Annotated in this window: 21 protein-coding genes; 14 read left to right on the top strand and 7 right to left on the bottom strand. The window is 68.5% G+C overall.

Features of this window, described 5'->3' with window-relative positions; all coding sequences use genetic code 11:
* The first annotated feature begins 16 nt into the window (after positions 1-16).
* Positions 17-1,210, top strand: a complete 1,194-nt coding sequence (locus tag ACN0RJ_RS08485; protein ID WP_417723997.1) for a UbiH/UbiF family hydroxylase — start codon at positions 17-19, stop codon at positions 1,208-1,210.
* Between the two features lie 33 nt (positions 1,211-1,243).
* Here the strand turns inward: ACN0RJ_RS08485 and ACN0RJ_RS08480 are convergent, their stop codons facing one another.
* A complete protein-coding gene (locus tag ACN0RJ_RS08480; protein WP_417723996.1) occupies positions 1,244-2,368 on the bottom strand; it encodes an aminotransferase class V-fold PLP-dependent enzyme in 1,125 nt (374 codons plus the stop codon).
* A gap of 219 nt (positions 2,369-2,587) precedes the next feature.
* Between ACN0RJ_RS08480 and ACN0RJ_RS08475 the strand changes: the two genes are divergently transcribed.
* Positions 2,588-3,724, top strand: coding sequence for a Hint domain-containing protein (locus ACN0RJ_RS08475; RefSeq protein ID WP_417720986.1), 1,137 nt, complete (start codon positions 2,588-2,590; stop codon positions 3,722-3,724).
* A gap of 6 nt (positions 3,725-3,730) precedes the next feature.
* Here the strand turns inward: ACN0RJ_RS08475 and ACN0RJ_RS08470 are convergent, their stop codons facing one another.
* Together ACN0RJ_RS08470 and ACN0RJ_RS08465 are read right to left on the bottom strand one after the other, a co-directional pair.
* On the bottom strand, positions 3,731-4,189 hold the full coding sequence (locus ACN0RJ_RS08470) for an Lrp/AsnC family transcriptional regulator (protein ID WP_417720987.1): 459 nt from the start codon (positions 4,187-4,189) through the stop codon (positions 3,731-3,733).
* Positions 4,186-4,641, bottom strand: a complete 456-nt coding sequence (locus ACN0RJ_RS08465; protein WP_417723995.1) for an Lrp/AsnC family transcriptional regulator — start codon at positions 4,639-4,641, stop codon at positions 4,186-4,188. The genes ACN0RJ_RS08470 and ACN0RJ_RS08465 overlap by 4 nt, the downstream gene beginning before the upstream one ends.
* Positions 4,642-4,775: 134 nt before the next feature.
* Between ACN0RJ_RS08465 and ilvC the strand changes: the two genes are divergently transcribed.
* Both ilvC and ACN0RJ_RS08455 read left to right on the top strand, forming a co-directional pair.
* Positions 4,776-5,798, top strand: a complete 1,023-nt coding sequence (gene ilvC / locus ACN0RJ_RS08460) for a ketol-acid reductoisomerase (protein ID WP_417720989.1) — start codon at positions 4,776-4,778, stop codon at positions 5,796-5,798.
* A 307-nt stretch (positions 5,799-6,105) separates the two neighbouring features.
* The gene (locus ACN0RJ_RS08455; protein ID WP_417723994.1) at positions 6,106-6,759 is read left to right on the top strand and encodes a hypothetical protein; all 654 of its coding nucleotides are present in this window, start codon (positions 6,106-6,108) and stop codon (positions 6,757-6,759) included.
* Between the two features lie 69 nt (positions 6,760-6,828).
* Here the strand turns inward: ACN0RJ_RS08455 and ACN0RJ_RS08450 are convergent, their stop codons facing one another.
* The gene (locus tag ACN0RJ_RS08450) at positions 6,829-7,554 is read right to left on the bottom strand and encodes an LrgB family protein (protein ID WP_417720991.1); all 726 of its coding nucleotides are present in this window, start codon (positions 7,552-7,554) and stop codon (positions 6,829-6,831) included.
* Positions 7,547-7,894, bottom strand: coding sequence for a CidA/LrgA family protein (locus ACN0RJ_RS08445; protein WP_417720992.1), 348 nt, complete (start codon positions 7,892-7,894; stop codon positions 7,547-7,549). The genes ACN0RJ_RS08450 and ACN0RJ_RS08445 overlap by 8 nt, the downstream gene beginning before the upstream one ends.
* Positions 7,895-8,037: 143 nt before the next feature.
* Here ACN0RJ_RS08445 and ACN0RJ_RS08440 point away from each other — a divergent pair, with 143 nt between their 5' ends.
* Positions 8,038-8,604 (top strand): hemerythrin domain-containing protein, encoded by a 567-nt coding sequence (locus ACN0RJ_RS08440; RefSeq protein ID WP_417723993.1) that lies wholly within the window; start codon positions 8,038-8,040, stop codon positions 8,602-8,604.
* A gap of 49 nt (positions 8,605-8,653) precedes the next feature.
* Here the strand turns inward: ACN0RJ_RS08440 and ACN0RJ_RS08435 are convergent, their stop codons facing one another.
* Positions 8,654-10,414: a serine protease gene (locus tag ACN0RJ_RS08435; RefSeq protein ID WP_417720994.1), complete on the bottom strand. Its 1,761-nt coding sequence runs from the start codon at positions 10,412-10,414 to the stop codon at positions 8,654-8,656.
* Between the two features lie 202 nt (positions 10,415-10,616).
* On the opposite strand from ACN0RJ_RS08435, the gene ACN0RJ_RS08430 reads away from it, so the two are divergent.
* The 9 genes from ACN0RJ_RS08430 to glmM all read left to right on the top strand — a co-directional run bounded on the left by ACN0RJ_RS08430 (position 10,617) and on the right by glmM (position 22,333).
* Entirely contained in the window at positions 10,617-11,558 is a 942-nt protein-coding gene (locus ACN0RJ_RS08430) for a glycine--tRNA ligase subunit alpha (protein ID WP_417720995.1), read from the top strand.
* Entirely contained in the window at positions 11,555-12,070 is a 516-nt protein-coding gene (locus ACN0RJ_RS08425) for a DUF6446 family protein (RefSeq protein ID WP_417723992.1), read from the top strand. The genes ACN0RJ_RS08430 and ACN0RJ_RS08425 overlap by 4 nt, the downstream gene beginning before the upstream one ends.
* Positions 12,071-12,147: 77 nt before the next feature.
* Positions 12,148-13,005, top strand: a complete 858-nt coding sequence (locus ACN0RJ_RS08420; protein WP_417723991.1) for a DUF1206 domain-containing protein — start codon at positions 12,148-12,150, stop codon at positions 13,003-13,005.
* Positions 13,006-13,103: 98 nt separating this feature from the next.
* Positions 13,104-15,311, top strand: a complete 2,208-nt coding sequence (gene glyS, locus ACN0RJ_RS08415; protein WP_417723990.1) for a glycine--tRNA ligase subunit beta — start codon at positions 13,104-13,106, stop codon at positions 15,309-15,311.
* A gap of 163 nt (positions 15,312-15,474) precedes the next feature.
* Positions 15,475-18,039 carry a putative PEP-binding protein gene (locus ACN0RJ_RS08410; protein ID WP_417720999.1) on the top strand — a complete coding sequence of 855 codons (2,565 nt, stop codon included), beginning with the start codon at positions 15,475-15,477 and terminating at the stop codon, positions 18,037-18,039.
* Positions 18,040-18,199: 160 nt separating this feature from the next.
* The gene (locus tag ACN0RJ_RS08405; protein WP_417721000.1) at positions 18,200-18,835 is read left to right on the top strand and encodes a cell wall hydrolase; all 636 of its coding nucleotides are present in this window, start codon (positions 18,200-18,202) and stop codon (positions 18,833-18,835) included.
* Between the two features lie 186 nt (positions 18,836-19,021).
* The gene (locus ACN0RJ_RS08400) at positions 19,022-19,942 is read left to right on the top strand and encodes a dihydroneopterin aldolase (protein ID WP_417723989.1); all 921 of its coding nucleotides are present in this window, start codon (positions 19,022-19,024) and stop codon (positions 19,940-19,942) included.
* Between the two features lie 46 nt (positions 19,943-19,988).
* Positions 19,989-20,993: a dihydropteroate synthase gene (folP, locus tag ACN0RJ_RS08395; protein ID WP_417723988.1), complete on the top strand. Its 1,005-nt coding sequence runs from the start codon at positions 19,989-19,991 to the stop codon at positions 20,991-20,993.
* A complete protein-coding gene (gene glmM, locus ACN0RJ_RS08390) occupies positions 20,990-22,333 on the top strand; it encodes a phosphoglucosamine mutase (protein ID WP_417723987.1) in 1,344 nt (447 codons plus the stop codon). Before folP ends, glmM begins: the two co-directional genes overlap by 4 nt.
* A 122-nt stretch (positions 22,334-22,455) precedes the next feature.
* Here the strand turns inward: glmM and ACN0RJ_RS08385 are convergent, their stop codons facing one another.
* A complete protein-coding gene (locus ACN0RJ_RS08385) occupies positions 22,456-23,076 on the bottom strand; it encodes a DUF2937 family protein (RefSeq protein WP_417723986.1) in 621 nt (206 codons plus the stop codon).
* Between the last annotated feature and the right edge of the window lie 53 nt (positions 23,077-23,129).

Genomic DNA, 23,129 nt, shown 5'->3' with positions numbered 1-23,129 from the left:
AACAGGAGCCCGTTCCATGGACCACGACATCCTCGTCTCCGGCGGCGGCATCGCCGGTCTGACCGCCGCGGCAGCCTTCGGCAGCGCCGGGTTCCGGGTGCTATGCGTCGATCCCGCCCCGCCGGTGACCGAGCGCGAGGCGCCGGGAGCGGATCTGCGCACCACCGCCTTCCTTCAGCCGGCGCAGGCCTTTCTGGAGGAGATCGGCCTCTGGTCCCGGCTGGCGGATCATGCCACGCCGCTGCAGACCATGCGCATCGTCGATGCGGGGGGCGAGACGGCAACCCCGCGGGTCGTCAGGGATTTCGACGCAAGCGACATCTCCGACAGGCCCTTCGGCTGGAACCTGCCGAACTGGGTGTTGCGCCGGGAACTGACCGGGCATCTCGCGGCGCTGGAGACCGTGGATTTCCGCCCCGGCACCGCCACGACCTCTCTCTTCACCCGCAGCGCCACGGCGCGCGTCGGCCTGTCCGACGGCAGCCGGGCCGAGGTGCGTCTGGTGATCGCGGCGGACGGGCGTGCCTCGCCCATGCGGCAGGCGGCGGGCATCGGCGTGAAAACCACGCGCTTCGGGCAGAAGGCGCTGGCCTTTGCCGTGACCCATCCGATCCCGCACCAGAATGTCTCGACCGAAATCCACCGGACCGGCGGGCCGTTCACGCTGGTGCCGCTGCCGGACCGCGAGGGGCGGCCGTCCTCGGCGGTGGTCTGGATGGAGGAAGGCCCGAAGGCCGAAGCGCTGATGGCGCTGGATGCCGGGGCCTTCGAGGCGGCGATGTCGGAACGGTCCTGCCACCTGTTCGGCCCGCTCACCCTGGCGTCGCGCCGCACGATCTGGCCGATCATCGCGCAGCAGGCCGAGCGTCTGTGCGGCGAGCGCCTCGCCCTCGTGGCCGAGGCGGCGCATGTGGTGCCGCCGATCGGCGCGCAGGGGCTCAACATGTCCTTGGCCGACATGCGCCTGCTGCTGGAGCTCGCCAGCGCCCGCCCCGAGGGGCTGGGCGACTCGGAGATGCTCGACAGCTACCATCGCGGCAGGATCACCGACCTGCGGGCGCGGGTGGCCGGGATCACCCTGCTGAACCGCACCTCGATGCTCTCGACCCCGGCGCTGCGCGACGCGCGGGCCAAGGCGCTCGACGCGCTCTACGGCATGGCGCCGCTGCGCCGCACCCTGATGCAGCTGGGGCTGGGCGCGCGAAGCTGATCGCGGGCGCGATCCTGCGGGGAAACCTCGTCCCTAGAGAACGTCGCCGAGCGCCCGTTCCAGCCGTGCGACCGTGCCGTCCACATCCTTGAGCTTGTCGAGCCCGAACAGTCCCAGCCGGAAGGTCGAGAAGCCCGCCGGTTCGTCGCATTGCAGCGGCACGCCGGCCGCGATCTGGGCCCCACGCGCCAGAAAGGCGCGGCCCGACTGCACTTCGGGATCGGTGGTGTAGCTGACCACGACACCGGGCGCGCCGACGCCTTCGGCGGCCACGGATTTCACCCCGCGCGCCGCCAGCAGGGCGCGCACCTTGCGGCCGAGCTCCCACTGCGCTTCGCGCGCCGCCTCGAAGCCGAAGGCGCGGGTTTCCTCCATCGCCCGGAAGAAACCGCGCAGACCGTCCGTCGGCATGGTGGCGTGATAGGCATGGCCGCCCGCCTCGTAGGCCGCCATGATCTGCCGCCACTTCGCGAGGTCCAGCGCGAAGCTGTCGCTGCGGGTCTCGTCCATCCGCGCCACCGCGCGCCCGGACATCATCACCAGCCCGGCGCAGGGCGTGGCCGACCAGCCCTTCTGAGGGGCCGAGATCAGCACGTCGACGCCGGTCGCCTTCATGTCGACCCAGATGCAGCCCGAGGCGATGCAGTCGAGCACCATCAGCGCGCCCACGTCATGCGCCGCATCGGACAGCGCGCGGATGTAGTCGTCGGACAGGATGATCCCGGACGAGGTTTCCACGTGCGGCGCGAAGACGATCTTCGGCTGATGCTCGCGGATCGCCGCGACCACCTCCTCGATCGGGGCGGGGGCAAAGGGCGCATCCAGCGCGTTCCCGGCCTGGCGGGCCTTCATCACCGTCACCTCCCCGCCGAAGCCCCCGGCCTCGAAGATCTGCGACCAGCGGAAGGAGAACCAGCCGTTGCGGACCACCACAGCGCGCGCGCCCTGGCCGAACTGCCGCGCCACCGCCTCCATTCCGAAGCTGCCGCCACCGGGCACCAGCGCCACCGCGTCGGCGCCGTAGACCTCGCGCAGGCCCTCCGAGATGCCGCGCATCACCTCCTGAAAGGCGGCGGACATGTGGTTCAGCGACCGGTCGGTGAAGACCACCGAAAATTCCTCGAGCCCCCGGGGGTCGATATCGTCACGCAGTGCCATGGGAGCCCTCCTGTTCCTGGCCTCCATGGCTAGCGCCTCGGGAGACGAATGGCAAAGCCTCCGATGGTCGCGGTCTGTCGCCCGCGTGACACAACCGGAAGGTTTCCTGCCCCTGCCCGAGACCCGGCCTTTCCGATCCGGCGGATTTGACGCAAATTGAGGCGAAAAAGAGGCAGCACCAGCGGGTAAGAACCCGCGCATCAGGCGGACCGGGCAGTCATGCCGAACACGGAGCTACTGCTCTTCGGGAACAACCTTCTCGAGGGCGCCAACGTGAACACCCGCTCCAACGGCGGGGAGGACGGGGCGGGCATCGCGCGCATCCGCGGGGGAGATCTGCCCTTCGAAGCCGACGACATCGTGGTGATCCTGGTGGAGAACGCCAACGAGAACCTCGAAGTGACGGGCGACAGCCGGATCGTCGGCATCCGAGTCTACGACAATGCGGCGGATTACTACAACGACGTGGTGAAGTTCACCTACGCGCCGATGAACCCGAACCAGTTCGCCAACATCCAGTCCGATGTCAGCGGGCTGGGCGACATGTACCTGCGCTTCAACGCCAACGTGCTGCGCTCGACCGATCCCGACGCGCCGCGGCTCAACCAGCTTGTCGCCGTGGCCGGGCACGATCTGACCGATGTCGCCGAGAACGGCGAGACGCTGGTGCTCGACCGGCACATGGACAACGATTTCAACGGCAACTCCACCATCGACGGCGGCACGACCGAGGTCGGCAACGGCTGGTTCGCGAGCGACAACAACCTGTTCGTCCTGGGCGGGATCACGCCGCCGATCTGCTACGCGCGCGGCACCCTGATCGAGACCCCGGAGGGACCGCGCTTCATCGAGACCCTGCGCGAGGGCGATCTCGTCACCACGCTGGATTCCGGCCCCTGCCCGATCCGCTGGACCGGCGCGCACCGGATGGCGGGAACCGGCCCCGGGGCACCGGTCTTCATCCGTGCCGGGACGCTCGGAAACCTGCGCGATCTCTTCGTGTCGCAGAACCACCGGATGCTGCTGTCCGGCGCGCAGGCCGAGCTGCTGTTCGGCCAGTCCGAGGTGCTGGTCGCCGCAAAGCACCTGGTGAACGGCACGACCATCCGCATCGCGCCGCGCGGGGAGATCGAATATCACCACTTCCTGCTCGACCGGCACGAGATCGTCTTTGCCGAGGCCTGCCCGTCGGAATCGCTGTTTCCCGGCAACGAGACGCTGAAGTCCGTCGACGACGACGCCCGCGACGAGATCGTCGCGCTGTTTCCCGAACTCGACGGTCTGGACTGTCCGCACGGCCTGTCGCGCTACACCCTGCGCCGTCACGAGGCCGAGGCGCTGCGCCTTTCGGCCTGAGCCCGGTCAGCCCAGCGGGCCGGGGCGGCGCTCCTCGCTCAGCATCACGTTGGCCTCGACCTGCCCCACGCCGGGAAGGGTCATGATGCGCCGCCGCAGCACCCTTTCGAAATCCGACAGGTCGCGCGCGACCACCCGGAGCCGGTAGTCGAACAGCCCGAGCACGTGCTCGACGATCTGCACCTCGGGGATCGCGCTCACCGCGCGTTCGAAATCCTCGAGGCTGACCCGCCCCCGCGCCGCCAGCTTGATGCCGAGGAACACCGTCACCCCGAAGCCGAGCCGCGCGAGGTCGAGGTCCAGCCGCGCCCCCCGGAACAGCCCCGCCTCGCGCAGGCGCTGGATGCGCCGCCAGCAGGCGGGCTGGGACAGGCCGAGCTCGCGCCCGAGTGCCCCGGCGCTGGCCTGGCTGTCGGCCTCCAGCCGCCGCACCAGCGCGCGGTCGATCTCGTCCAGCGCGATCACAGCGGCACCGTTTCGTCGGATTTCACCATCGCCACGTGCATCAGCGCCGCGATGTCCGAGATATGCGGCAGCTCCAGCAGCTTTTCGCGGTAGAGCACCTGGTAATGCGCGAGATCGCGCGCCACCACCGCCAGCCGCACGTCGAGCGAGCCGAGGAAGGTCTGGATCTCGATCACCTCGGGCACCTGCCGCGCCGCGCCGATGAAATCGTCGAAGGCGCGCGGCGCGGTCTTGTCCAGCGTCACCCGCAGCGACACCTCCACCTCGTAGCCGAGCGAAGGCCAGTGGATGACCCCGCGCACCCCGCGCAGCACGCCCGACGCCCGCATCGCCGCCAGCCGCCGCGCCAGGGTCGAGGGCGTTACCCCCGCCCGCCCGGCCAGCACCGAGGAGGCCGCCTCCGGGTCGGCCTGGAACTGCCGGAGGATGCGCCGGTCCGTATCGTCGAGCATGAATTCCGCACCTTTTCCGGTTCTGACGAATGATCCTTCTTCTTGTTCTCAAATACGCATGAAAAACGCAACCAGCATCACCCCGGCGACAGTAAAGTGCGCCGCATAACAAGAACCAAGGAAGGACGAGAAAGATGCGCGTTTATTATGATCGTGATTGCGACATCAACCTCATCAAGGACAAGAAAGTGGCCATCCTCGGCTACGGCTCGCAGGGCCACGCCCACGCGCTGAACCTGCGCGATTCGGGTGCCAAGAACGTTGTCGTCGCCCTGCGCGAAGGCTCCCCCTCGGCCAAGAAGGCCGAAGGCGAAGGCCTCAAGGTCATGGGCATTGCCGAAGCGGCGGCCTGGTGCGACCTGATCATGTTCACCATGCCCGATGAACTGCAGGCGGAAACCTACAAGAAATACGTGCGCGACAACCTCAAGCCCGGCTCGGCCATCGCCTTTGCCCACGGCCTGAACGTGCACTTCGGCCTGATCGAGGCCTCCAAGGACATCGACGTCATCATGATGGCGCCCAAGGGTCCGGGCCACACCGTGCGCGGCGAATACGTCAAGGGCGGCGGCGTGCCCTGCCTCGTCGCCGTCGAGAACGACGCCTCCGGCAAGGCGCTGGAAATCGGCCTGTCCTATTGCTCCGCCATCGGCGGCGGCCGCTCCGGCATCATCGAGACCAACTTCCGCGAAGAGTGCGAAACCGACCTCTTCGGCGAGCAGGCGGTTCTCTGCGGCGGCCTCGTGGAACTGATCCGCATGGGCTTCGAGACCCTGGTCGAGGCGGGCTACGCCCCCGAGATGGCCTATTTCGAGTGCCTGCACGAGGTGAAGCTGATCGTGGACCTGATCTACGAAGGCGGCATCGCCAACATGAACTACTCGATCTCGAACACCGCCGAATACGGCGAATACGTCTCCGGCCCGCGCATCCTTCCCTACGAAGAGACCAAGGCGCGCATGAAGGCGGTTCTGACCGACATCCAGACCGGCAAGTTCGTGCGTGATTTCATGCTTGAAAACGCCGTGGGCCAGCCCTCGTTCAAGGCAACCCGCCGCATCAACGACGAGCACCAGATCGAAGCCACCGGCGAAAAGCTGCGCGGCATGATGCCCTGGATCTCGGCCGGCAAGATGGTCGACAAGTCGAAGAACTGACGACGGGGCGGAGCGATCCTCCGCCTTGCAGGACAGACGACGCGGGCCGGAAAACGGCCCGCGTCACCCTTCCGGGCCCGCGGGCCCGTTGCAGATTTGCGGAAACCATGCCGGCGCCCGGACCTCTCCGAACCCGCAGCGGCATGGCGCCCGGGATGTGCGCCCGTTCACCAATCCGCCTGCCTGCACGGAGAACGGCATATTTTTCACATCCATGCTGAACAAATGCTTGTCGGCGATGCATTTTGCCGCTCAATATGAGCCTCACTCATTCATTTGAAAAACATGAATACGGGGAGAGATGTTCATGACTTTGCGCAATGCCCTGTTGGCCGCGGGCCTGTCCGCACTTTCGTTGCCCGCATCGGCCGCAACATTCTATGACAACGGCGCGCCGAACATCGCGAACGGCTACAATTTCGGCAATCCGAGCGTTGCCGACGACTTCACGCTGAGCACGGCTCAGTATCTCGAAGAAGTCACTTTCTGGGCCTATTCGAACGACGCCGCGGGCAATCTGGGTCAGATCGGCTGGGGCGTCTATCTGGATGCTGCCAGCTTGCCCGGAGCCGAAGTCGCGACGGGTCTTGCCACATCGTCGAGCGTGACCGCCACCGGAGACTTCGTTTCCGGCTACTCCATCTACGAAGTCACCTTCTCGATCGGATCGCTTCTTCTGGATGCAGGCCAGCAGTACTGGCTCGCTCTGGATTCCGGGTCCTTGTTCACGAACACGACCCCCGGCTTCGCCGGATGGGTTTTCAACTCCGATGTCGACGGCGATACGGCAGTTTACGGCCAAGCAGGAAGCTGGAGTCGGGGGGCAGCCTATCCCTACGACAGTGCCTTCACGCTGAGCGGATCGCCCGCCTCGCCCGTTCCGCTTCCGGCCTCGGGGGTGTTGCTGCTGAGCCTGCTCGGCGGTGTCGTCGCCTGGCGGCGCAAATCCGGGCGCAGCTGACAGGACCGCGTATCCGGGCGCTTTCCGGCCCGAGGCGCCGCGCTGTCCCGCGTGCGGCGCCACCCCGGTTCAGAACAGCAATCCCCAGAGGATCGGCAGCAGCAGCGCCGTTGCCAGCGCGTTGAGCCCCATGGCAAGGCCGGCGAAGGCGCCGGCGGTTTCGTTGACCTGAAGCGCGCGGGCAGTGCCGATGCCGTGGCTGGCCGTCCCGATGGCCAGGCCGCGCGCGCGCCAGTCGCGCACCCCGACCAGGGTCAGAACGCGGGGTCCGATCATCGCGCCGAGGATGCCGGTGACGATCACCAGCACCGCGGTCAGCGACGGCACCCCGCCCAGCGTTTCGGCGATCGCCATGGCGACCGGCGCGGTGACCGATTTCGGCGCGATGGAGGCGAGGATTCCGGCGCTGCCCCCGGCAAGCCAGGCCACCCCGACCGCCGACAGGATCGCGGTGAGCGATCCGCAGAGCAGGCTCACGACCACGGCGAGGGCCGAGGATCTGACCCGGTCCCATTGCCGGTAGAGCGGGACCGCCAGCGACACCGTCGCCGGGCCGAGCAGGAAGTGGACGAATTGCGCGCCTTCGAAATAGGTGCCGTACCCCGTCCCCGTGACGAGCAGCACCGCGACCACGATCAACACCGCCCCGAGGACCGGGTTGAGCAGCGGATTGCGCCCGCCCCGTTCGAACAGCCACGAGGCGGCCTGGAAGGCGACCAGCGTCAGCGTCAGGTGGAACAGCGGAGAGGCACTGAGATAGACCCAGGTCTGGCGGAGGGTCTGCAGGTTATCCATCCGCCCGCCCCCGTCCCAGCCGCGCCATGACCAGCCCGGTCACCGCGATGGTCGCCACGGTGCTGACCACCAGCGCGAGGCCGAGCGGCAGCAGCGCCTCGCCCAGCAGGCGGAAATGCAGCATCACCCCCGCCCCGGCCGGAACGAAGAGCAGCGACATCGCCCCGAGCAGGGAGCCGGAGGTCCGCGCGAGCCCCTCGGGAACCCTGCCCCGGACCATGAGGAAGGCGAACAGCAGCACCATGCCCACCACCGGGCCGGGGACCGGCAGGGCCAGCGCGCCGACCACCATTTCCCCCGACAGTTGACAGACGAAGATGAGCGTGAGGTATCCGGGCATGTCCAACTCCTGTGCGATGCCGCGATCTTGGCCGGGCACGGCGCGCGATCAAGCCCCCTCGCGCCGGATTCGGTGCGTTCCGGCCCCGCCACTGTGCACAGGCGCGGATTGAGATGTTACACTATAACGCCCATCTTCGGCCCATGACCCACCATGACATCACCCTCCGCGAGGGCCTGCCGACAGAAATGCAGACCCTCCTTCGGGATCTCCCACGCGATGGCTGGGACGATCACCCGAACTTCGCCCGCGCCACCCGGCAATGGATGGGCGCGCATCAGGGCTTCCGCGAACTCGGCGCCGCGCTGCTCGGGGATGCCGAGGATTTCCTCGACGGCCGGATGCCGGCCGAACGCTACGCGCCCCGGCTGGCGCGGGGCGGACACGCGCTGATCCGCAACCTCCACGGTCATCACACCTGGGAGGACCGCAGTTTCTTTCCCGAGCTGGAGGCGGCCGATCCCCGCTTTGCGCGCGGGCTGGAGATGCTGGAGGGCGATCATGTGACGCTCGACGCGCTGCTGGACGACATCGCGCGGACCGGCAACCGGGCGGTGCAGCTTGCCACGCTGGCGCCGGATCAGATGGCCGAAGAGGTGAAGCCGCTGCGCGACATGACCGAGCGGCTGACCGGGTTTCTCACCCGGCACCTGACCGACGAGGAGGATCTGGTGGTGCCCATCGTGCTGCACCACAAGCTGCGCGGCTGACTTGGCCGCGCGCCGGGGGCCACGTGCCCCCGGTTCGTCGCGGGCAGGCTCAGTCCCAGCAGGAGACCTTGACCGTCATGCCGGTGGCGGTGGCGGTCAGATCCTCGGGCGCGAGCGCGCTTTCGCCGGGGGTCTGGCTGCCCTGAACGCCCGCTCCGCGCAGGAAGGCGAGGATGCGTTCGGAATCCGCGGCAAAGGCGACCTCGTCCGGGAGGGTGCGCCCGCCCGGCTGCTCGCGCGGCAGCAGCATCCCGAGCACCGCGCCGCCCGCGTCGAGCACCGGACCGCCCGCATCGCCGGGGGCCGAGGCCAGGGCCAGGCGCTTGAACTGCTCCTCGCCCGCCAGCCCTTTCAGATCCTCGATGGAACCGTAGGTCAGCGTCGGGGACGGCAGCACGCCGCCGAAGGGATAGCCCGCCACGGCCACTTCGGACTTGAGGCGGGGGGTGTCCGAGAGAAAGGCCGCGATGCCGCGGGGGGCCAGCGGCGACTGCGGCCTGAGCACCGCCACGCCGAGCGCCGCGTCCTGCGCCACGAGGCTTGCCTCGTAGACGCCTTCGAGCGTGATGCGCCCGCACCCCTCCAGCGCCGCCGCCGAGGTCAGCACCATGCCCGAGCGATCCACGAAGAACCCCGCGACGCTTTCGCGCGGCTTGCGGATCTGCAGGCCGGAGACGAGGTCGACCGCCTGCCCGGAGTCGGAGACCTGCGCCGGGTCGAGCACGCCGTCGGTGGTCCGGAAGCTGGCCTTCATCAGGTTGAGAATGCGGGTGCGGCGCTCTTCGTCGCCGGCGGGCCAGACCAGCGTAAAGCCCTTGATGCGGCCGTTGCTGAGGCGTGCCTCGGTGTGGCTGACGATGCGCGCATTCGCCCCGGTCAGCACGAAGCTGTCGCGATCCCGCGAGCGTTCGCCCTTGAGCGGGACGATTTCGAGCGTCTGCATGATCTCGTAGAGGCCCCAGAGCGTCTCGCGCTGGCCGGGCTGGCTGATGAGCAGCGCCCGCGCGCCGCTGTCGCCCTTGGGCCCGAAGATGGCAAAGGGCGCCTCGTAGCGGTCGAAGGTCACGGCGCCGAGCGGCAGTTCGATGTCGATCCCGGCGCGCATGTCGGACACGAGCGTCATGTCCATGCCTTCGAGAATGGCGTTGTAGCGGCCCAGAAGATCCGCGCGCTGGCGGGTGGTGAGAACGCCCGTCACCTCGTACCCGGCCGAGCGCTGCCATTCCGCCATGGCGTTGCGGGTGCCGCGCCCGAAGGCGCCGTCGATGGCGGAATTGTAGAACCCGGCCCATTCCAGCGCGATCTGGAGCTGCTTGCGCTCTTCGGCGTTGAGCAGGCCCTCGCTCTCGCGGGCTTCGCGGGGGGATTCGTCGATCACCGCGGGGGCGGCCGGTTCTTCGGCGGGGGCGGCGATCACCGGCGCGTCCGGGGTCGGCGCCGGGGCGGCCGGGGCGGCGGTCTCGGGGGCCGACTGCTGTGCGCCCACCGGCCAGAACTGGCGGCCGTATTCGCTCGCGGCGGCAAGGTAGGCGTCGCGCGGCACCAGCCCCTGACGGCGCAGGTCGCGCAGCGTTTCGGCCGCTTCGAGCGGGCTGTAGGGACCGAGCGCGATGCCGTACCAGCCGCCGCGCAGGGCAAAGCCGTTCACATCCCCGACCGTTCCGGTGTAGTCGCGCAGGCGCCGCTCTGCCGAGGTCAGGCTGGGTTGCGCCTCGATCTGGATGTAGACCACGTCGTCCGCGGATTGCGCCGCGACGCCCTGCGTCAGCAGGAGCGCCGTCGCGCCCGCCAGTACCATGCTTCGAAACATACTCGTCTTCGCCCCCGAGGCCTCGTGAATTCCGGGCTTGGCGCCCGCGTGTCCGGGCATGTTTACCAGACACCGCGCCACGGTCACGCCAAAATTGCCCCGCCCCGCAATTGACCGCACCGGCTGTGGCGCTTAAGCAGGCGCCGATGTCAGGATGGGGGCGCAGGGTGCCTCCGAGCAGCCGGAGGCGGTAGCGCGCAAGATGACCGAAGCCACCACGAAACCCCGCAGTTTCCAGGAAATCATCCTCCGGCTCCAGGCCTACTGGGCCGCGCGGGGCTGCGCCGTGCTGCAGCCCTACGACATGGAGGTCGGTGCCGGCACCTTCCACCCCGCCACGACGCTGCGCGCGCTCGGCTCGCGCGCCTGGGCGGCGGCCTACGTGCAGCCCTCGCGCCGTCCGACCGACGGGCGCTACGGCGAGAACCCGAACCGCCTGCAGCACTACTACCAGTTCCAGGTGCTCATCAAACCCTCGCCGCCCGACCTTCAGGAGCTCTACCTCGGCTCGCTGCGCGCCATCGGGATCGACATGGCCCTGCATGACGTGCGCTTTGTCGAGGACGACTGGGAAAGCCCGACCCTGGGCGCCTGGGGTCTCGGCTGGGAGGTCTGGTGCGACGGCATGGAAGTGTCGCAGTTCACCTATTTCCAGCAGGTCGGCGGCCACGACTGCGCCCCGGTCTCGGGCGAGCTGACCTACGGGCTCGAACGCCTGGCAATGTACGTGCTCGGCATCGACCACGTGATGGACATGCCGTTCAACGATCCGCAATCCCCCAGCCCCCTCACCTACGGCGACATCTTCCGCCAGACCGAGGAGGAATATTCCCGCTGGAATTTCGACGTCGCCGACACCGGGATGCTGCTGACGCATTTCGAGGATGCCGAGGCCGAATGCGCCCGGATCCTCGACACGCCCGAAGAGGACCCCAAGACCGGCAAGCGCATCGTCATGGCCCACCCGGCCTACGACCAGTGCATCAAGGCCAGCCACCTGTTCAACCTGCTCGACGCGCGGGGCGTGATCTCGGTCACCGAACGGCAGGCCTATATCGGGCGGGTGCGCGCGCTGGCCAAGCGCTGCGCCGATGCCTTCGTGATGACCGAAGCCGGTGGCCGGACCGCGGACAGCGCGGCATGACCGGAAAGATCATCGGCATCGGCATCATTGCCGCCGCGCTGATCTTCGGCGCGGTGGTCTGGTATGCCCAGACCTATTATTACTACGACGAGGTCGCGCTGCTCGATGCCGATGTGGTGCTGACCCCGCTCGACGGCGGCGCGCCGGTCGGGATCAGCTACGCCGACTTCCGCGGCATCGACGCCGACAGCTCTCCGATCCGCTACCGCGCCTGTTTCACCACCTCGGAAGCGCTCGCGGATCTCGACACGCGGTTCGAGCAATACGCCGACGCGGAGCCCCGCAACGCCCCGTTCTGGTTCGATTGTTTCGATGCCGACGCCATCGGCGAACAGATCGAGAGCGGCATGGCCCATGTCTATGCCGGCCAGCGCAACATCGAATTCGGCATCGACCGCGTCGTCGCCGTGACCGAGGACGGGCGCGGCTACGTCTGGGAAGAAATCAACGACTGCGGCGACAAGAGCTATGACGGCACGCCGCTGGGTGAGGATTGCCCCGTCCGCGACTGACCGCCGCCGCCTTCGTCACGTTTTCGGGAACCGAACCGGTCCCCGGGGCGCTTTACCTCCAACCTGGAGGTACCCCGATGTCCGACAAAGCCCCTGCCTGGGTCGTTCCCGTGATGCGCGCGGGATATGCCGCCCGCGGCGCCGTCTACCTGGTGGTCGGGGGCCTCGCGCTAACCGCCGCGATCTACGGGGGCGCGGCGCAGGGCACGACCGATGCGCTGGCCGACCTGCGCGGCCGGGCTTGGGGCGTGCCGCTGCTCTGGGCCATCGCCGCCGGTCTCGTCGCCTACATGGTCTGGCGCTTCGTCGACGCCTGGCTCGACCTCGAATGCCACGGCACCGACGCCAAGGGGCTTGTCGCGCGCGCCGGTCAGATCGTCACGGGAATCATCCACGGCGCCATCGGCGGCTCCGTCGCGCTGACCGCGATGCGGGGGAGCGGCGGCGGCGACGGCACGCAGAGCGTGACGCAGAAGCTCATGCAGATGCCCTGGGGCCCCTGGCTTGTCATGGCGGTCGGCCTGATCACCGTCGGCGCCGGAATCTACTACGCCCACAAGGGCATTTCGGAATCCTACAAGGACCACATCCGCGTCACCCCCCTCGCCCGCAGGCTCGACCCGGTGATGAAGGCCGGGCTGGTCGCCGAAGGCATCGTCATCGTCATCATCGGCCTGCTCGTCGCCTATGCCGGGCTGACCAACGATCCGGGCGAGGCCGGCGGCGTCGGTGCCGCGCTCGGCGAGATCCGCGCCGTGGCCTTCGGGCGCGTGCTGATGGGGGCGGTTGCCGCCGGGCTCGTGGCCTTCGGCATCGAGAACCTGGTCGAGGCGGTCTACCGCGTCGTTCCGCGCCGCTCGGGTCCGGACGTGATGACCCTGGCACGCCGTGCCCGGCTCAAGGCCGAGGGCAAGCTGCAACAGGCCGCGGCCTGACCGGGTAACGCCTTTACCCCGCGCCTCCTTGGGGCTATCCACCCACCCTGAGACACCGCCCGCGCGCTCCCGCGCGGGCCGACGCTTTTGGTGAGACGATGCCCGACCTTCTGATCGAACTCTTTTCCGAGGAAATCCCCGCCCGCATGCAGTCGCGTGCCGCCGAGGATCTGAAGAAGCTGATGACCGACGGCCTGGTCGAGGCCGGTCTCACCTATTCCGGCGCCGCCGCCCTTTCCACGCCGCGTCGCCTGACGCTGACCGTCGAGGGCCTGCTGGCCGCCTCGCCCGCCACCCGCGAGGAACGCCGCGGGCCGCGGTCCGACGCGCCGGAAAAGGCCATCGAGGGCTTCCTGCGCGGTGCGGGCGTCACCCGCGAGCAATGCGAGGTCCGCGAGGAGAAGAAGGGCGCCGTGCTTTACGCGGTGATCGAGCGGCCGGGCCGCCCGGCGGCGGAGATCGTGGCCGAGGTGCTCGAGCGCACGATCCGCAACTTCCCCTGGCCGAAGTCCATGCGCTGGGGCGCCGGATCGCTGCGCTGGGTGCGCCCGCTGCACCGCATCCTCTGCCTGATGACGACCGAGGCGGGGGCCGAGGTCGTCCCCCTCGACATCGACGGCATCGGCGCCGGCGACGTGACCGAGGGTCACCGCTTTCTCGGGAACGGGGCATTTTCCGTAACCTCCTTCGAGGATTACGAGGCAAAGCTGAAGCGCGCCAAGGTGGTTCTGAATCCCGTCGAACGGGCCGAGACCATCTGGCACGACGCCACCAACCGCGCCTTTGCCGCAGGGCTCGACGTGGTCGAGGATCGCGGGCTTCTGGACGAGGTCGCGGGGCTGGTGGAATGGCCGGTCGTGCTGATGGGCGACATCGGCGAGGCCTTTCTCGGGCTGCCGCCCGAGGTTCTGCAAACCTCGATGAAAGAGCATCAGAAGTTCTTTTCGGTCAAGAATACGACCTCCGGACGTATCGAAAAGTTCATTACGGTTGCAAATGTGGAAACCGCCGATGATGGCGCGACCATCCTGGCGGGCAATCAGAAGGTGCTTTCGGCCCGTCTGTCCGACGCGAAGTTCTTCTGGGAGAACGATCTGCGCGTCGCCCGGCAGGAGGGTCTGGAGGCCTGGACCGCCAAACTGTCCAACGTGACCTTCCACAACAAGCTCGGCAGCCAGAAGGACCGCATCGACCGCATCGCCGCGCTGGCCCGCGAGATCGCGCCGACGGTCGGGGCCGATGCCGCGCGGGCCGAACAGGCAGCGCGGGTCGCCAAGGCCGATCTCTCCTCCGAGATGGTCTATGAATTCCCGGAACTTCAGGGACTTATGGGCCGTTATTACGCCGATGCCGCGGGCCTGCCGAGCGAGGTCGCGGCGGCCTGTCAGGAACACTATTCGCCGCTCGGCCCCTCCGACGACGTGCCCTCCGCCCCGGTCTCCGTCGCCGTGTCGCTGGCCGACAAGCTCGACACGCTGACCGGCTTCTGGGCCATCGACGAGAAGCCGACCGGTTCGAAGGACCCCTATGCGCTGCGCCGCGCGGCATTGGGGGTGATCCGGCTGGTGCTGGCGAACGGATTGCGACTGCATCTCGACCGCCTGTTCGACGCGCAACTGCTGCGCCATCTCCTTGGCGAGACCGAGGACACCGGCACCCTCTTCGACATGCTCGCAGGTCACGGCTTCCATGCCGAGCTGGAGGCCGAAGTTGCGCGCCTCGGACCGACCGGCGCGGACTGGATGACGAAGGCCCGTGCCAGCGGTGCGAGCGCGTTGAGCGACGACCTCGTCGCGTTCCTCCACGACCGCCTCAAGGTTCACCTGCGCGACGAGGGCATCCGTCATGACGTGATCGACGCCGTGCTCGCCATGCCCAACCGCGACGACCTGCTGCTGGTGGTGAACCGTGCCAAGGCTCTGAGCGATTTCCTCGGGACCGAGGACGGCACCAACCTCGTTCAGGGCTTCAAGCGCGCCAACAACATCCTCACCCAGGCCGAGGAGAAGGACGGCGTCGAATACAGTTTCGGGGCCGACGTCAAATTCGCCGAGAACCCCGCGGAAAAGGCGCTCTTCAGCGCGCTGGATCGGGCCGAGTCCGCGATCAGCCCCGCCATGCAGGCCGAGGATTTCGCCGCCGCGATGGAGGCCATGGCCGCGCTGCGTGCGCCGATCGACGCCTTCTTCGAGGCGGTGCAGGTCAACACCGACAACCAGATCCTGCGCCGCAACCGCCTGAACCTGCTGTCGCGAATCCGCACGATCTGTCTTCAGGTGGCCGATCTCACCCGGTTGGACGGCTGACGTTCGCCGGATGCCCGATTGACCGGCGGCGCGGCCGCCGCCGGCGGATTTTCGCGTTTCCGAGAGGTGCCATAGTGCCATTAACCCGACCTTTGCACCAAAAGGGGATGTTGCCAGGTACCATACAACCGCTATGCTGCGCTGCGGAAGAACAGGTGGCATCATGCCCGATACCCACAGACACGACCTTTTGGGGGACGATCCGGACGTGACATTGATCACCCCCTCGGCACCGATCGCAACGCCCACCCACGGGGGTCGGGCGAAGTGTCTGCAACGGCTGGTGCGGCTGGACCTGCCGGTGCCGCGCACCGTCGCGCTGAGTTTCGCCACCGTGCACCGCATCGCCACCGGCGACATGCCCGATATCGGCGCCATCCTGTCCTGCTTCAATCCCGGCGCCCTGCTCTGCGTGCGCCCCTCCTCCGAGGATCCGGACTGGGGCGGGCCGGGCTCGTTCCTCAACATCGGCATGAACGATGCCTCCTATGTGGAGTGGTCCGACACGCTGGGCCGCGACGCCGCCGCCGCGCTCTACCTGCGCTTCGTGCAGGGGTATGCGGTGCATGTGGCGCGGCTCGATCCGGACGTGTTCGAGGATATCGAAAGCACCGGGCAGGAAGGGCTGTCGCAGGCCCTGCGCGCCTACGAGGAAGAGGCGGAGGAGCCCTTTCCCCAGGACCCGGCGGATCAGCTTGCCGAGGTGCTGCGCTCCATGGCCCGCGCCTGGGAGGGGACGACCGCCCGCCTGCTGCGCCAGGCCAAGGGCGCGCCGCTGGATGCCGGGCTCGGCCTCGTCGTGCAGGAGATGGCGCTGGGGCTCGGTCAGGGCGAATGCGGCTCGGGCGTGCTGCAGCTGGTCAATTCCGACACCGGCCTGCCCCAGATCACCGGCCGCTACCTGAGCCAGAGCCAGGGGCGCGAGGCGCTGGAACGCGGTCAGGCCTCCCTGTTCCTGGAGTGCGATCCGCGCGGGCCCTCGCTCGAGGAACTGGCACCGCAGGCCTTCGAGGCGCTCAAGACCTACGCCGGATTCATGCGCCGCAAGCTGCGCGCGGAAATGCAGATCGAGTTCACCATCGAGAACGGCCGCGTGCACATCCTCGACGGCGTGCGCGTGAAGCGCAGCCCGCGCGCGGCGCTGCGCATCGCCGTGCGGCTGGCCGAGGACGGCATCATTTCCCGTCAGGAGGCGGTGATGCGGGTCGAACCGCGCGGCCTGTCCGAACTGCTGCACCGGCAGATTTCGCCCGAGGCGCAGCGCGACGTGCTCGGCCGCGGGGTTGCGGCCTCGCCCGGGGCGGCGACGGGCCGGATCGTCTTTTCCTCCTCGGAGGCGCAGGCCAGCGCGGCGCGGGGCGAACCCTGCATCCTCGTGCGTCGCGAAACCTCGCCCGAGGACGTGCGCGGCATGCATGCGGCGGCGGCCGTTCTGACGGAGCGCGGCGGCGTCACCAGCCATGCGGCGGTGATCGGACGCGGGCTCGGCCTGCCCTGCGTGGTGGGCGCGGTGCGCATGGGCTTCCGCGTCCAGGACAAGCTGCTGGTGGCCGAGGACGGGCGCAAGTTCCGCGAGGGCGATGTCCTGACCGTCGACGGCACCTCGGGACAGGTTCTGGCCGGGGCTCCGGCGATGGTGGAGGCAGCGCTGGACGACGCCTTTCACATCTTCATGGCCTGGGCCGATGCGGAGCGCGACATCGGCGTGCGCGCCAATGCCGACACCCCGGCCGACGCCGCGACCGCTCGGAATTTCGCGGCGCAGGGCATCGGGCTGTGCCGGACGGAGCACATGTTCTTCGATTCCGAACGCATCACGCCAATGCGCGAGATGATCTTTGCCGATGCACCGGAGGACCGGAAGGCCGCGCTAGCCCGCCTCCTGCCCATGCAACGCGCGGATTTTACGGAGCTTTTCCGGATCATGGAGGGGATGCCCGTCTGCATCCGCCTGTTCGATCCGCCGCTGCACGAATTCCTGCCCAACGACCGTGCCGGCCTGCGCGACCTCGCCGAAGCGCTCGACCGCCCGGTCTCGGAGGTGACGCGCCGGGTCGAGAGCATGGGCGAATACAACCCGATGCTGGGGATGCGCGGCGTTCGTCTCGGCATCGCGGTGCCGGAGATCTATGACATGCAGGCCCGCGCGATCTTCGAGGCGACCCTGGAGGCCAGCCGCGATGGCGCGCCCGTGGTGCCCGAGATCATGCTGCCGCTCGTTTCGGCGTGCAAGGAAGTGGAACTGGTGCGCACCCGCATCGACGCCGTGGCAGCGGCCGTGCGCAACGAACGCGGCGCGGAATTCGACTATTCGCTCGGCGTCATGGTGGAGACGCCCCGCGCCTGCCTGCGGGCCGACGAAATCGCGCAGCACGCCCATTTCCTGTCCTTCGGAACCAACGACCTCACCCAGATGACCTACGGTCTGTCGCGCGACGATGCGGGGCGGTTCATGTCCCATTACGTGCAGCAGGGCGTCTTTGCCGAGGACCCGTTCCACCGGCTCGACGCCGAGGGAGTCGGCGAACTCATCGCCATCGGCGCCGAGCGCGCACGGCGCGGAAACGGGGGAATCATGCTCTCGATCTGCGGCGAACACGGCGGCGACCCCGATTCGATTGCCTTCTGCCGGGCCATGGGTCTGGACTATGTGAGCTGCTCTCCCTTCCGCGTTCCGGTTGCGCGACTCGCTGCCGCACAGCTGGCGATCAAGGACAAGATCGGGTAGGAAGACGTCCGCAAAGGCCGATATCTGCCAATTCTCGAAAGAGTCTGAGCCGCTATCCGCCTGCATATTTCCCCTGTGCTGGACGATGTGGCGCATTTTCCGTATGACGCCCGAGTTTTTGGCAGATCTTGTCTGCTGCCGTCCGCCATATGAGAGTTGAATGATCCGAGCTGCCATTGTTGCCCTGGCCGCGCTTAGCGCAGGCCTGCCCGCCCATGCCGAAATCAAACAGGACACCATCGGTCGTCTGGTCAAGCAGGAACAGCGCGCGCTGCGCAGCGCCGGTTCCTCGCACCTGAACAGCCTGATCGTCCCCGTCGCCGCGGGCACCGCGCGCGGGGTGACCTATGACAAGGGGTGGCTGTCGAGCCAGCCCAAGGCAACCGGCGGCGCACAGTGGCAATGCCTGGCAGAAGCGCTCTATTTCGAAGCCCGGGGCGAAACGCTCAAGGGGCAGTTCGCCGTCGCCGAAGTCATCATGAACCGCGTCGATTCCCCCCGCTTTCCGAACTCGGTCTGCGGTGTGATCAACCAGGGAACGGGCAAGAAGTTCCAATGCCAGTTCACCTACACCTGCGACGGCGTGCCCGAAGCGGTGCACGAACCCGCGGCCTGGGAACGGGTGGCCAAGGTCGCGAAGGCCGTGCTGTCGGGCGCGCCGCGCGAGCTGACCAGCGGCGCCACCTTCTACCACACCAACGCCGTCCGCCCCTCGTGGTCGCGGAAATTCACCCGCACGGCCTCGATCGGCGATCACTATTTCTACCGCGCAGGCTACCGCGTCAGCTCGAACTGATCCGCAAGGCCGGTTTCGGCGGCAGAATTGCCGCCCCCGGCCCTCGCCTGACCGCCCGCGCTGCGCTAGGAGAGCAGGAACCGGAGTCCCCGCCGCGCCCAAAAGTCTTTCAAGACTTTTGCAAATCTTTTCAAAAAAGATTTGGCCCGTGACGGGACCGGAGCTGACACATCGGGAGGGCCGCCCGTGGCCGACGAAATCCGCCTAGCCTTCGCGCATCCGTCCGAACGGGCCATCGCCACGCAAGGCGACGCGCCCCGCGACCGGATCTCGCTGCGCGATCACGTGCGCGACGTGGAAATCGGCGCCTTCCAGGCCGAGCGCGGCCACACCCAGCGCATACGCTTCGACGTCGTGGTCGAGGTCATGCCCTTCACGGCGCCGCTCGACGACGATGTCGACCGCATCCTGTCCTATGACCGCGTGAGCGAGGCGATTTCCACCGAACTGGCGGCCGAACGCGTCAATCTCCTGGAAACGCTGGCCGAACGGATCGCCGAGCGCATCCTGCTGGAACCGCAGGCCATGCGCGCCTTCGTACGGATCGAGAAGCTGGATCGCGGGCCCGGTGCGCTCGGGGTCGAGATCGTCCGCAGCCGCCGGGATTTCGGCGCGCATCTGAGCGAGGTCGCCCGGCCCCGCCCGCATCCCCGCGTCGTCTACCTGTCCAACGCCGCGATCGCCGCGCCGGACCTGGTGGCGCGCGTCGACGCGCTCGCCTCGCAGGACCGCCCGCTGATCCTGTGTGTCGGTCTGCCGGACATCGCCCGCCCGAATGCCGCCCATCCTCTGGCGCAGCGCCGCATAGATCTGCTCGCGATGGAGCAGAACGGCTGGATCCTGGCCGCGCGCGATCCGCGCGCTAAGGTGGTCGCCACCCGGACCGAGCTCGACTGGGCGATGCGGAACAGCCAGATCTGCATCTGGGCCCCGTCCAAGATCGTGCTCGACGCGACGCAGGGGCCCCGCTCCCACCCGCAGGATTCCGTGGCCCTGGCCGCATGGTTCGCCGGGTTGATGGAAGCCTGCGAGCTGGTCGTGGTGGGCGAAAACCTGCCCGCCGCCTCACCCGTTCCCGCCCGCGCTGTAACACTTGGAAACAGCTGAGACCGCACCGCTTGCCAAGCCGAAGCCGCAACGGCTACAGACGGGCATGCGTGACTATTATCGGCCGCTGGTGCGGCGTGACGATCCCCGGCCAGAAACGGCGCTGCCCCTTGCGGGCGGACGGGGGTGGTTCGCCCATTGCGCCCGCCACCGCCGCGACGGGTCGGTGACGCGCGTGCCTGCGCGCGACGTGCCGCAGGACATCCTCGCCCGGCTCACCGCGCCCCGCCTGCCGCTTGCCGGGCTTGCGCTGGACCGGACGCGGATCATGGGCATCCTCAACGTGACGCCCGACAGCTTTTCCGATGGCGGCCTCGACGACGGCCCGGCGGCAGCGGTCGCGCGTGCGGCACGCCTTGTCGCCAACGGTGCCGAGATCCTGGATGTCGGCGGCGAGAGCACCCGCCCGGGAGCCCTCGCGGTGAGCGAAGCGGACGAGATCGCGCGCACCGCGCCGGTCATCGCGGATCTCGGCGGTGTGCCGATCTCCATCGACACCCGCAAGCGCCGGGTCGCCGAGGCGGCCGTCGCGGCGGGTGCGGCCATCGTTAACGACGTGGCGGCGCTGACCTTCGACCCCGGCCTCGCGGACTTCGTGGCAGAGGCCGGGCTGCCGGTCTGCGTCATGCACTCCCGGGGGGATCCGGCGACGATGCAGGACGATCCCCGCTACGAAGATGTCCTGCTGGACGTCTACGATTTCCTCGAAGAGCGGGTGGAGATGCTGGAGTCCAAGGGGCTGCCGCGGGACAGGATCATCGTCGATCCGGGCATCGGCTTCGGCAAGACGCAGGCGCACAACCTGGCGCTTCTGAACGGGCTGGCGCTGTTCCACGGTCTCGGATGCGCGATCCTGCTCGGCGCCTCCCGCAAAGGCTTCATCGGGCGCATCGGCGCGGAGCCGGAGCCTGCGAAACGCGCATCCGGGTCTGTCGCCGTGGCCCTGGCCGGGCTGGCGCAGGGCATTCAGATCATACGGGTTCACGACGTGGCCGAGACGCGGCAGGCTTTCGCGCTATGGCACGCAATCGAAGACGGAGCAGGCAGATGACACGGAAACTTTTCGGCACCGACGGCGTGCGCGGCACCGCCAATACCTTTCCCATGACCGCCGAGATGGCGCTCATGATCGGCGCCGCGGCGGGGCGGTACTTCCGCCGCGATCAGGGCGGGGTGCACCGGGTGGTGATCGGCAAGGACACGCGCCTGTCCGGCTACATGTTCGAAAACGCACTGACGGCCGGCCTGACCTCGACGGGCATGAACGTGCTGCTGCTCGGGCCGGTGCCCACGCCCGCCGTGGGCCTGCTGACACCCTCGATGCGGGCGGATCTCGGCATCATGATTTCCGCCTCGCACAACCCGGCCAGCGACAACGGCATCAAGTTCTTCGGCCCCGACGGGTTCAAGCTTTCGGACGAGGCGGAGGCCGAGATCGAGGCGCTGGTCGAGGAAGGCGTCTCGCCCGCCCGCGCCGGCAATATCGGCCGCGCCAAGCGCATCGACGACGGCCGCTTCCGCTACCAGGAGCGGGTCAAGTCGACCTTCCCGCAGGGCATGCGGCTCGACGGGATGAAGGTGGTCGTGGACTGCGCCAACGGTGCCGCCTATCGCACCGCGCCGGAGGTGCTCTGGGAACTCGGGGCCGAAGTGATTCCGGTCGGAACCTCTCCGGACGGGCTCAACATCAACCTCGACTGCGGCTCGACCAAGCCGCGCACGGCGGCCGAGGCGGTGGTCGCCCATGGCGCCGACGTGGGCATCTGCCTCGACGGCGATGCGGACCGGGTGATCCTCATCGACGAAACCGGCACCGTGGCCGACGGCGACCAGATCATGGCGCTGATGGCCGCGCGCTGGGCCGAGGAAGACCGCCTGAGGGGCGGCACGCTTGTGGCCACGGTGATGTCGAACCTCGGGCTCGAACGCTTCCTGAACGGGCGCGGACTGCGCCTGGAACGGGCCAAGGTGGGCGACCGCTACGTCGTCGAAGCGATGCGGGCCGGCGGATGGAACCTCGGCGGAGAGCAATCCGGCCACATCGTCATGACCGATTACGCGACGACGGGCGACGGTCTCATGGCCGGCCTGCAGTTCCTCGGGGAAATGGTGCGCTCCGGCGCCCCGGCGTCGGTGCTCGCGCGCAGTTTCGAACCGGTGCCGCAGATGCTCAAGAACGTCCGCTTCGCGGCCGGGCAGAAACCGCTCGAAACCAGCGGCGTGCAGGGTGCCATCGCCGAAGCCGAAGCCGCCCTGTCCGGGCGCGGCCGCCTGCTGATCCGCAAGTCCGGGACCGAACCGCTGATCCGGGTCATGGCGGAATGCGAGGACGAGGCGCTGCTGACCCGCATCGTGGACGGCATCGTGGCCGAGGTGCGGGCGGCGGTCTGAGCCGCCCCTCGGCGGCGTTCCGCATCCGCCCCGCGCCGCGCGTACGGCAAGGGACCGATGCCTCCGGCGGGGATATTTCGGGCCAGAAGAAGCCCGGGGGACCCAAGGGATTTCTTCTGGCGTCAAATATCCCGGGGTAAGCGCGCCCCGGCGCGCGAAGGGGCGGAGCCCCTCGTGGCGCGGAGCGTCGGTTCGCGCCGTCCGCGGGACACCCGCTCGAAGGTCGGTTCCCGCCTTGCAGCCGCAGAGGACCTGCCGCCGCGCGCGAACGGCATGGCGAGGACCGACAGCAGCAGCGAGACCACGAACCAGCCCCCGACAAAGCCGGTTCCCGCAAAGGCCGCGCCTTCGGGGGTGACCGGCATGGCGGGCCTGTAGGATTGCCAGGTCCGTTGCACGAGGTCGGGATCGGTCAGGTGCGTGGCGAGGCGGACGCGTTCCAGCGCCCCTGCCCCGGTCAGCGCCGCGAGGTCCGCGGCGAGCCGGTCGTGACGGCGGATGGTATCGCCCATCGTGTCGGCGCGGGCGGCGCCGAAATCTCCGCCCGTGGCGAGCTGGCGCAGGGCCTCTGCCCGGTCGAGACCGAGGCCCGCGGCATCGCGGTCGAACTCGGCCAGGCTGCGGGCGAGTTCGTCCACCGTCCCGCCGAGACGCTGCACGTATTGCTGCGAGAATTCCGGGAACTGCGACAGCCCCGCCGCGCCGGTGAGGCCCGCGGCCAGGGCCAGGGTTTTTGCGAACATGACTGCCTCCTGAAGCCCTCTTGTCGGGGCTGCGGGCGGCAGTCTAACGCGAA

The organism is Salipiger sp. (assembly GCF_048261495.1).
Lineage (GTDB): Bacteria > Pseudomonadota > Alphaproteobacteria > Rhodobacterales > Rhodobacteraceae > Salipiger.
The sequence above is the reverse complement of the archived record's forward strand: the minus strand, read 5'-3'. Positions and strand labels throughout refer to the sequence as shown.

Coding starts and splice junctions, on each gene's coding strand:
- ilvC (WP_417720989.1), top strand. CDS start 4,776: ATGCGCGTTTATTATGATCGTGATTGCGACATCAACCTCATCAAGGAC.
- ACN0RJ_RS08480 (WP_417723996.1), bottom strand. CDS start 2,368: ATGGCACTGCGTGACGATATCGACCCCCGGGGGCTCGAGGAATTTTCG.
- ACN0RJ_RS08430 (WP_417720995.1), top strand. CDS start 10,617: ATGACCGAAGCCACCACGAAACCCCGCAGTTTCCAGGAAATCATCCTC.
- ACN0RJ_RS08385 (WP_417723986.1), bottom strand. CDS start 23,076: ATGTTCGCAAAAACCCTGGCCCTGGCCGCGGGCCTCACCGGCGCGGCG.
- ACN0RJ_RS08445 (WP_417720992.1), bottom strand. CDS start 7,894: ATGCCCGGATACCTCACGCTCATCTTCGTCTGTCAACTGTCGGGGGAA.
- ACN0RJ_RS08425 (WP_417723992.1), top strand. CDS start 11,555: ATGACCGGAAAGATCATCGGCATCGGCATCATTGCCGCCGCGCTGATC.
- ACN0RJ_RS08450 (WP_417720991.1), bottom strand. CDS start 7,554: ATGGATAACCTGCAGACCCTCCGCCAGACCTGGGTCTATCTCAGTGCC.
- ACN0RJ_RS08465 (WP_417723995.1), bottom strand. CDS start 4,641: ATGCTCGACGATACGGACCGGCGCATCCTCCGGCAGTTCCAGGCCGAC.
- ACN0RJ_RS08405 (WP_417721000.1), top strand. CDS start 18,200: ATGATCCGAGCTGCCATTGTTGCCCTGGCCGCGCTTAGCGCAGGCCTG.
- ACN0RJ_RS08485 (WP_417723997.1), top strand. CDS start 17: ATGGACCACGACATCCTCGTCTCCGGCGGCGGCATCGCCGGTCTGACC.
- glyS (WP_417723990.1), top strand. CDS start 13,104: ATGCCCGACCTTCTGATCGAACTCTTTTCCGAGGAAATCCCCGCCCGC.
- folP (WP_417723988.1), top strand. CDS start 19,989: ATGCGTGACTATTATCGGCCGCTGGTGCGGCGTGACGATCCCCGGCCA.
- ACN0RJ_RS08420 (WP_417723991.1), top strand. CDS start 12,148: ATGTCCGACAAAGCCCCTGCCTGGGTCGTTCCCGTGATGCGCGCGGGA.
- ACN0RJ_RS08475 (WP_417720986.1), top strand. CDS start 2,588: ATGCCGAACACGGAGCTACTGCTCTTCGGGAACAACCTTCTCGAGGGC.
- ACN0RJ_RS08435 (WP_417720994.1), bottom strand. CDS start 10,414: ATGTTTCGAAGCATGGTACTGGCGGGCGCGACGGCGCTCCTGCTGACG.
- ACN0RJ_RS08440 (WP_417723993.1), top strand. CDS start 8,038: ATGACCCACCATGACATCACCCTCCGCGAGGGCCTGCCGACAGAAATG.
- ACN0RJ_RS08455 (WP_417723994.1), top strand. CDS start 6,106: ATGACTTTGCGCAATGCCCTGTTGGCCGCGGGCCTGTCCGCACTTTCG.
- glmM (WP_417723987.1), top strand. CDS start 20,990: ATGACACGGAAACTTTTCGGCACCGACGGCGTGCGCGGCACCGCCAAT.
- ACN0RJ_RS08410 (WP_417720999.1), top strand. CDS start 15,475: ATGCCCGATACCCACAGACACGACCTTTTGGGGGACGATCCGGACGTG.